8 protein-coding genes are annotated in these 8813 nt (G+C 60.5%); 7 read left to right on the top strand and 1 reads right to left on the bottom strand.

The window, feature by feature from the left end; genetic code table 11:
• Positions 1-164: 164 nt before the first annotated feature.
• From ACESMW_RS17660 to lnt, 4 genes are read left to right on the top strand one after another with little or no spacing between them, the layout of a single operon-like run.
• Complete coding sequence (locus tag ACESMW_RS17660) at positions 165-1151, top strand: PhoH family protein (RefSeq protein ID WP_372988297.1); 987 nt, start codon at positions 165-167, stop codon at positions 1149-1151.
• Positions 1148-1621 carry an rRNA maturation RNase YbeY gene (gene ybeY, locus ACESMW_RS17655; protein WP_372988296.1) on the top strand — a complete coding sequence of 158 codons (474 nt, stop codon included), beginning with the start codon at positions 1148-1150 and terminating at the stop codon, positions 1619-1621. The genes ACESMW_RS17660 and ybeY overlap by 4 nt, the downstream gene beginning before the upstream one ends.
• A complete protein-coding gene (locus ACESMW_RS17650; protein ID WP_372988295.1) occupies positions 1618-2463 on the top strand; it encodes an HlyC/CorC family transporter in 846 nt (281 codons plus the stop codon). The genes ybeY and ACESMW_RS17650 overlap by 4 nt, the downstream gene beginning before the upstream one ends.
• Entirely contained in the window at positions 2453-4003 is a 1551-nt protein-coding gene (gene lnt, locus ACESMW_RS17645; protein ID WP_372988294.1) for an apolipoprotein N-acyltransferase, read from the top strand. The genes ACESMW_RS17650 and lnt overlap by 11 nt, the downstream gene beginning before the upstream one ends.
• Positions 4004-4151: 148 nt before the next feature.
• Here lnt and ACESMW_RS17640 read toward each other — a convergent pair whose 3' ends face one another.
• A complete protein-coding gene (locus ACESMW_RS17640) occupies positions 4152-4700 on the bottom strand; it encodes a zinc ribbon-containing protein (RefSeq protein WP_372988293.1) in 549 nt (182 codons plus the stop codon).
• Between the two features lie 444 nt (positions 4701-5144).
• Here ACESMW_RS17640 and leuS point away from each other — a divergent pair, with 444 nt between their 5' ends.
• From leuS to holA, 3 genes are all read left to right on the top strand, one after another.
• Complete coding sequence (gene leuS, locus ACESMW_RS17635; RefSeq protein WP_372988298.1) at positions 5145-7730, top strand: leucine--tRNA ligase; 2586 nt, start codon at positions 5145-5147, stop codon at positions 7728-7730.
• Between the two features lies 1 nt (position 7731).
• On the top strand, positions 7732-8319 hold the full coding sequence (gene lptE / locus ACESMW_RS17630; RefSeq protein ID WP_372988292.1) for an LPS assembly lipoprotein LptE: 588 nt from the start codon (positions 7732-7734) through the stop codon (positions 8317-8319).
• Positions 8316-8813, top strand: a 498-nt coding sequence (holA, locus tag ACESMW_RS17625; RefSeq protein ID WP_372988291.1) for a DNA polymerase III subunit delta, incomplete at its 3' end; no start/stop codon positions are given. The genes lptE and holA, both read left to right, overlap by 4 nt.

Genomic DNA, 8813 nt, shown 5'->3' with positions numbered 1-8813 from the left:
CGGGGCCCCTTTCACAGACTGTTGAGGGCCAAGGACGGCCCGAAACAAGCGCACATGGACGTGCTCGTAGCGTGTCTGTGAACGGGGCCCCGCTCCCCGGACCTACTCCAAAATTCAGAACAGCTGACTCCCCAGGAAACCAGGGGAGTAAAAACGGAGCAAGATTGAACACACACGACACAAGACAATTCGACCTGCACCCGGTAGACCAGCGCCGCCTGGGGACCCTGTGCGGCCAGTTCGATGAAAACCTGAAGATGATCGAAAAACGCCTTCAGGTAAAAGTCGGCCGCCGGGGCCATCATTTCCGCGTCGAGGGCGAGACCGAGCATGTCGCCGCCGCCGTGGAGGTCATCCGCCACCTGTACCGGGAAACCGAGGCTACCGACGATATCCCGCCCGATACAGTGCATCTGTTCATCCGGGAGACCGGCATTGAGCGCCTCCCCGATGACGTGCCTTACGATGAAGGCCAGGTGACGGTCATCAAGACCCCCAAGTTGACCGCCAAGCCCCGGGGCCGGAACCAGCAGAAGTATGTGCACAACATCCGCACCCACGATCTGAACTTCGGTATCGGCCCGGCTGGTACCGGCAAGACCTGGCTGGCGGTAGCCTGTGCGGTGGAAGCGCTGAAAGACGAACAGGTGAAGCGCATCCTGCTGGTTCGTCCTGCCGTTGAGGCCGGAGAGAAACTGGGCTTCCTGCCCGGGGACCTGGCCCAGAAGGTGGACCCGTACCTGCGTCCGCTGTACGACGCACTCTATGAAATGCTGGGATTCGACCAGGTCACCCGCCTCATCGAGAAGAGCGTGATCGAGATTGCGCCGCTGGCCTTCATGCGCGGCCGGACGCTTAACAACTCGTTCATCATCCTGGATGAGAGCCAGAATACCACCCGGGAGCAGATGAAGATGTTCCTGACCCGGATCGGTTTTGGTTCCACAGCAGTGATCACCGGCGACACTACCCAAGTGGACCTGCCCCGTGGGCAGAATTCGGGACTGATCCATGCCGCCAATGTGTTGGGCAAGGTTTCTGGCATCGGTTTTACCCGCTTCGATGCCAAAGACGTGGTCCGCCACCCGTTGGTGCAGCGGATTGTCGAGGCCTACGATTCCTTTGATGACGGGAGTGCCACAGGCCAGTGAGTGAGCTGACGGTTGATTTCCAGAACGTGTATGACGGCGAGGGCGTGCCCGACGAGGCCCTGTTCCAGAAATGGGCACAGGCTGCCTGGCTGGCCGAGAATCCGTCCGAAGTGACAATCCGTATAGTCGGTGCTCTTGAGAGCCAGGAGCTGAATCACGAGTACCGTGGCAAGGACAAACCGACCAATGTATTGTCCTTCCCATTTGAGCCGCCAGCGGGTATAACGGTGCCATTGGTGGGAGATCTCGTTATTTGTGCGCCGGTTGTTGAAAAAGAGGCCGGCGAGCAGCATAAAGCGATCGAAGCGCACTGGGCCCATATGGTGGTGCACGGCATTCTGCACCTGCAGGGCTACGATCATATCGAAGATGAAGATGCCGAGGTCATGGAAGGCCTCGAGATCCGGCTGCTGAAACAGCTTGGATACGATAACCCCTACGAAGCAGAGGAAACGGAACAAGACTCATGAGCGACGATCAGTCGAGTCGCAGTCAGGGCAACAAGTCCTGGCTGGAGCGTATATCACAGGCCTTCTCCAGCGGGCCTGAGTCCGTCGAGGACGTGCTGGAAATCCTGCGGGACGCGGAGTCCCAGAACATCATCGATGTCGATGCCATGAGCATCATCGAAGGTGCCATGCAGGTGATCGACATGCGGGTCGATGAAATCATGATCCCCCGTTCCCAGATGGTCACCGTGAAAGCCTCCCAGGAGCCAAAGGAATTCCTCGGGGAAATCATTTCTTCTGCCCACAGCCGTTTCCCCGTCATCGGCGACAGCCAGGATGATGTGATCGGCATTCTGTTGGCCAAGGATCTGCTCCCCCTGGCCATGAACAATGAACTGAACTGGAACCGCATCCGGGAAATCCTGCGCCCGCCCAATTTCGTGCCCGAGAGCAAGCGTCTGAACCAGCTGCTCAAGGAGTTCAAGGAAAACCGCAACCACATGGCCATCGTGGTGGACGAGTATGGCGGCACCGCCGGCCTGATCACCATCGAGGACGTGCTGGAGCAGATTGTTGGCGAAATCGAGGACGAGCACGACTTCGACGAGGAGACCAACATCAAGGCCCGGGGCGATGGCTCCTTTGCGGTCAAGGCGGTTACGCCGGTGGACGATTTCAACGAATTCTTCCAGACCGAACTGGACGAAGAAGAGTTCGATACCATCGGTGGCGTGGTTCTGAAAGAATTCGGTCACCTGCCCAGACGCGGTGAAACGGTTGAATTCGGTGGCTTGCAGTTTACTATTGCCAACGCCGATAACCGTGTCATTCGTCTGTTGCAGGTAAACCGAAGTGAGCAGTAACGCCACCCACACCACCCTGAGTACCCCGCTGAACGGCATTCCCTGGCTGGGCGCCCTCACCCTCATTGTTGCGGGTGCCCTCCAGACCCTGACCTTCGCACCCTTCAATCTGTGGTGGTTGGGGCCGGTGTCGGTATTCCTGATTCTCCTGGTCACCATTCCTGCCGCCCCCGGCCAACTGTTCCGGGCCGGCTGGTTTACCGGTCTCGGGCTGTTCGCCACCGGTGCCAGCTGGGTCTATATCAGCATCAGCGAGCACGGTAACACCTCCATCCCGATCGCCATCCTGCTGACGGTACTGTTCGTCATGGGGTTGGCGCTGTTCCACGCCCTGGCGTTCTGGTTCTGGGGCAAACTGGCCAAAGAGAGCGCGGTACGCCGGCTGATCCTGTTCCCGGCTATCTGGATCCTTGGCGACTGGCTGCGGGGCTGGCTGTTGACCGGCTTTCCCTGGCTTTACCTGGGCACCGCCCATACCGATGGCCCCCTCGCCGGGCTCGCGCCGCTGACCGGCGTGCACGGGGTTACCTTCTGGGTGACCGTCACCGGCGTTGCCGCCTATGCCGCCGGCTGGCTGTTCCTGCGCCAACGCCGGATAGCATCCGGAGCGGTGCTGGGCCTTGCCCTGATTCCCTGGGTCGCCGCTCCGGCCATGAACCGGATCGAGTGGACCGAGATCAGCGACCAACCCACCACCTTCGCCGCCGTGCAGGGCAATATTCCCCAACAGGTGAAGTGGGATCCGGACTTCCTCCGGGACCAGATCGTCACCTACCTGACCCTGACCGAGGACCACTGGGACACCGACCTGATTCTATGGCCGGAAACCGCGATCCCGATCACCCAGGACCAGGCTGGCAAGATCATCGAGCACATTGACGGGGAGCTTGGGGAAAACAGCACCCTGATCACCGGCATTCCCTGGTATGGCTTCAGTGACCGGATCGAGGACTTTACCTACCACAACAGCATCATGGCCATCGGCAACGGTGGTGGCATGTACCACAAGCAGAAGCTGGTGCCCTTTGGCGAATATGTGCCGCTACAAGGCCTGCTCCGTGGCCTGATCGGCTTCTTCGACCTGCCCATGAGCAGTTTCAGCAAGGGCCCCGAATGGCAGGAGCCACTGACGGCCAACGGCATCAATGTGATGCCGTTCATCTGCTACGAAGTGGCCTACCCGGATTTCGTCGCCTTCAACAGCCGCGGCGCCGGGCTGCTGCTGACCATCAGTAATGATGGCTGGTTCGGCGATTCCATCGGCCCCCTGCAGCACCTGCAGATCGCCCGCATGCGCGCCCTGGAAACCGGCCGCTACATGCTGCGCGGCACCAACAATGGGGTGACCGCGATCATCAACGAGAAGGGCGAGATTACCGAGCGGATTCCGCAGTTCGAGCGGGCAACGCTGACCGGGGAGGTGTTTACCGCGACCGGGAGTACGCCGTATATGCAGACGGGGTCCTGGCCGGTGTTGACGCTGGCGGCGATTCTGATTGTGTTTGTGCGGGAGCGGGTGATTCCCAAGAGCGCGGGGTGAAGGTGGGCACAGGGGTCTGAAGAACTCGTTCTTCTGACCCCGAGTTGAAAGCCAGAATGGGGTCAGATGAAAGCTTTCATCAGACCCCTGAGTTAGACGTGGCACAGGGGTCTGAAGAACTTGCTCTTCTGACCCCGTCTTGGAACCGCTACTCCGTCTTCCGCGGCCACCGACTGGTCACCCGCTCATAGTAATGCGAGCCACAGGCCTCACAAGGCTCCAGATGACTGGTCGCCGTCAGGCAGCGCATGTGGCTGCAGTTCAGGCACCGGAACATGCCGGCGGTGGCGACTTCGCCGGAGATGTAGTGGCCGGCGTCATCATTTTCCAGTTTCTGCCGGAGTTCCAGGGTATCCACCAGAGTCTGGTCGGCCACCGACAGCAGGCTGTCCGCCAGCTGGTGCTCCAGCAGGGAGATATCCAGCTGCAACCACTCCTTCAGCCCTTCACCGGTCTCGTCCACGAAGTGCATCAGGTGTTTCAGGTCCCGCTCCAGGTAGGCGCCCAGCAGGTCGGCCTCTTCCCGGGTCATTTCTTCCAGCTCGTACTCGAATTCAACGGCTTTCTGGATTTCCTCGTCCAAGGTTTCCAGGGATGTTTCCTGGAGTTCCTTCATGCGGGTCTGCACCCGCTCGAGCATCCGGTCGTAGGCCTCGAGGGCCTTGCCTGATAGGTGGTTGCGTTCTGGTTCTGTCATCGATCGTGACCTCGCTCTAGCGCTTGAAATTCGGGCTTTGGGAGCAAGAGTCAGGTCGTGGTTGAGCGTTCCGGGACACGCTGTGAATACGTCCCTGTACGCTCGACTGCAGCATCCATGCTGCAGACAGTCCCCCACCCACGCCCTGCCTCCCATACTCCCTGCGATCCCGTAGCCTTTTTTGAATGCCCTCACATTGGTCCGGGCCGCTGGTGGCTGGGGCTGTCCAGGACTGTGCGCAGCAAGGATGCTGCGCTCAAGCCTACACGGACGTATTCACGGCGTGTCCTGGACAGCCCCAGCCACCAGCGGCTTCCCCCATAACCACAAGTCTGGCACATAGAGAGGAATTTGGCAGACTACCTGTTAAGCCCCGTGTGCGTTAGAATGTTCGGCCCCTTCGAACCTCTATCTGAACACAGGGTAATTTTGGTAATGGCAGGAATGGACGAGCAATATAACCCACGTGAAGTAGAACAGACCGCCCGCGAATTCTGGGAGAAGAACGAAACCTTCAAGGTGAAGGAAGAGCCGGGCAAGCCCAAGTACTACTGCCTCTCCATGTTCCCCTACCCCAGCGGCAAGCTGCACATGGGCCACGTCCGTAACTACACCATCGGCGACGTGATTTCCCGCTACCAGCGCATGCAAGGCAAGAACGTCATGCAGCCCATGGGTTGGGATGCTTTCGGCCTGCCCGCCGAGAACGCCGCCATTGCCAACAAGACCGCGCCGGCCAAGTGGACACGCTCCAATATCGATTACATGAAGAAGCAGCTCAAGCAGCTGGGCTTCGGGTATGACTGGAGCCGGGAGCTGGCTACCTGTGATCCGGATTACTACCGCTGGGAGCAGTGGTTCTTTGCCCGTCTTTATGAAAAGGGCCTGGTGTACAAGAAGATGTCCACCGTGAACTGGGACCCGGTGGACCAGACTGTGCTGGCCAACGAGCAGGTGGTTGACGGCCGGGGCTGGCGCTCCGGTGCCCTGGTGGAGCAGAAGAAGATTCCCCAGTGGTTCATACGCATTACCGACTATGCCGAGGAACTGCTGAACGATCTGGAAGACATGGATGGCTGGCCTGAGCAGGTCAAGACCATGCAGCGGAACTGGATCGGCAAGTCCGAAGGTACCGAGCTGAGCTTCCCGCTGAAGGATCGTGATGAAGGCCTGACGGTCTATACCACCCGTCCGGACACCCTGATGGGCGTGAGTTACATGGCCGTTGCCGCCGAGCATCCGCTGGCGAAGGAAGCGGCGGAGCGTCACCGTGATGTCGCCGAATTCGTGGATGAGTGCCGTAACAGCAAGGTGGCCGAGGCCGAGCTGGCCACCATGGAGAAGAAAGGTATCGATACCGGCTTCAAGGCCGTTCATCCGCTGACCCAGGAAGAAATTCCGGTGTGGATCGCCAACTTCGTGCTGATGGATTACGGTACCGGCGCCCTGATGGCGGTGCCGGGTCATGATGAGCGGGACCACGAATTTGCCCTGAAATACCGTCTGCCGATCAAGCAGGTCATTGCTGCCCGGGATGGTCGCGAGATCGATGTCCAGGAGAAGGCCTTTACCGAGAAGGGCACTCTGGTGTCTTCCGGCAAGTACAGCGGGCTGACCAGCGAGGAAGCCTTCGACGAGATCGCGAAGTACCTGGAAGACAACGGCATTGGCAAGCGCACCGTGAACTATCGCCTGCGTGACTGGGGTGTTTCCCGCCAGCGTTACTGGGGCGCACCGATCCCGATGATGACCCTGGAAGACGGCACTGAAATGCCGGTGCCCGATGACCGCCTGCCGGTTCGCCTGCCGGAAGACGTCGAAATGGACGGTGTCCAGTCTCCGATCAAGGCCGATCCGGAGTGGTGCAAGACTGAATTCAATGGCCAGCCGGCGACCCTGGAAACCGATACCTTCGACACCTTCATGGAGTCGTCCTGGTATTACGCCCGGTTCTGCAGCCCCAACTACGACAAGGGTATGCTGGACCCGGCGGCGGCCAACTACTGGCTGCCGGTTGACCAGTACATCGGCGGTATCGAGCACGCCATCCTGCACCTGCTGTATGCCCGCTTCTTCCACAAGCTGCTGCGGGATGTGGGCCTGGTGAACAGCTCCGAGCCGTTCAAGCGCCTGCTGACCCAGGGCATGGTGCTGGCCGAAACCTACTACCGTAACGACGAGAACGGTGGCAAGACCTGGTTCAATCCGGCGGATGTGACGGTCGAGCGGGACAGCAAGGGCCAGGTGGTCCGTGCAGTACTCGCTTCCGACGGTGAGCCGGTGGAGATCGGTGGCGTCACCAAGATGTCCAAGTCCAAGAACAACGGCATCGATCCCCAGGCCATCATTGACGAGTTCGGCGCCGACACCGTGCGCCTTTTCATGATGTTCGCGGCTCCGCCGGAGCAGTCCCTGGAGTGGTCCGACAGCGGCGTCGAGGGGGCCCACCGGTTCCTTAAGCGCCTGTGGCGGATGGTGAACGAGCACACCGCCGGCGGCCCGGCTCCGGCTGTGGACGTGGCAGCATTGAACGACGCCCAGAAGGATCTGCGCCGCAAGACCCACGAAACCATTGCCAAGGTCAGTGACGACATCAGCCGCCGGCTGACCTTCAACACCGCCATTGCCGCCGTGATGGAGCTGCTGAACGAAGTCGGCAAGCTGGGTGATGACGAGCCCCAGAGTCGCGCAGTTCGTCAGGAGGCCTTGGACACTGCGGTGCTGGTACTGTCTCCGATCGTCCCCCACGTCTGTCACCAGCTCTGGCACAGCCTGGGGCACGAGGAGCCGGTGGTGGAGGCGTCCTGGCCGGAGGCGGATGAGAAGGCGATGGTACGCAGCCAGATCCAGGTGGTGCTGCAGGTCAACGGCAAGGTTCGGGCCAAGGAAGACGTTCCGGCAGATATTGCCAAGGCGGATCTGGAAAAGCTGGCACTGGAGAACGAGAACGTTATGCGCTTTACCGAGGGCAAGACCGTTCGCAAGGTGATCGTGGTCCCCGGCAAGCTGGTGAACGTGGTGGCCAACTGATATGGCATTCCGCCCTGCCCTGAAAACCGTGGCTGTTCGGGCTACCGCGCTGGCGCTGGCCGCCGTACTGGCCGGATGCGGTTTTCAGCTGCGGGGCACCTCGCCGGTGCCGGCGGCACTGCAGCCGCTGGCCGTAAAATGCGGCTCACAAATCCCGGACACCCTCTGCCTGTCATTGAAAGAGCAACTGGAACTCGGCGGTATTAAAACCGCAGAAGCCACCAATGCAGCCTATGTCCTGGACCTGAAGTCCTTCTCCCAGGATCGTCGCGCCTCGGCCATCACCGTCCGGGCGGCTGCCGCCGAATATACCCTGACCCAGGCGGTGCGCATCGAGCTGATCACCGACGACCGCGTTCCGCTGATCGCAGACACCGAGCTGAGCGTCCGGGAGAGCTACCGGTACGATGAAACCAATATCCTGGCCAAGCAACGGGAACAGGACGAGCTGGAGCAGCGTATGAACGACCGTCTGGCCCAGCAGATCCTGTTCCGCCTGGCACCGATGACGGAAGCCCGGATCCAGGCAATCCGCGAGGACTATCGGGCCAACAATCCACCGCCAGAACCCGACGCCGATCAGCCATGAAGACCCAACCGGCTCAGCTCCCGCAACTGCTCAAAAAAGGCCTGGCTCCGGTGTACCTGGTTTCCGGAGACGAGCCCCTGCTGGTGCAGGAATGCTGCGACCAGATTCGCAAGGCGGCACGGGAAGCGGGCTTCCATGATCGCCTGACCTTCCACGCTGACCATCAACTGAACTGGAGTACGGTGGCAGACGAGTTCAATGCCATGTCCCTGTTCGCCGACAAGCGACGGATCGAGATCCATCTGCCCACGGGCAAGCTTGGCGATGGCCGCTCGGTGCTGGAACAGGTACTCCAGCAGCCTCCCGAAGACATTATCCTCCTGCTGATCAGCACCCGCCTCGATGCCGCCGAGACCCGGCGTAAATGGTACAAGGAACTTCAGGGCAAGGGCGTCCACGTCCCGGTCTGGCCGGTTGATGCGGACAAGTTCGAAGGCTGGCTACAGCAGCGCGCCAACCGTCAGGGCCTGCACCTGACCCGGGGCGCCCTGGCC

Source organism: Marinobacter sp. (genome assembly GCF_041690455.1).
Taxonomy (GTDB): domain Bacteria; phylum Pseudomonadota; class Gammaproteobacteria; order Pseudomonadales; family Oleiphilaceae; genus Marinobacter.
Note: the sequence above shows the minus strand (reverse complement) of the source record. Positions and strands in the feature narration are given on the sequence as shown.

Excerpts from the sequence above, each read along its gene's own strand:
- ACESMW_RS17650 (WP_372988295.1), top strand. The coding sequence starts at position 1,618 with ATGAGCGACGATCAGTCGAGTCGCAGTCAGGGCAACAAGTCCTGGCTG.
- ACESMW_RS17640 (WP_372988293.1), bottom strand. The coding sequence starts at position 4,700 with ATGACAGAACCAGAACGCAACCACCTATCAGGCAAGGCCCTCGAGGCC.
- leuS (WP_372988298.1), top strand. The coding sequence starts at position 5,145 with ATGGACGAGCAATATAACCCACGTGAAGTAGAACAGACCGCCCGCGAA.
- lptE (WP_372988292.1), top strand. The coding sequence starts at position 7,732 with ATGGCATTCCGCCCTGCCCTGAAAACCGTGGCTGTTCGGGCTACCGCG.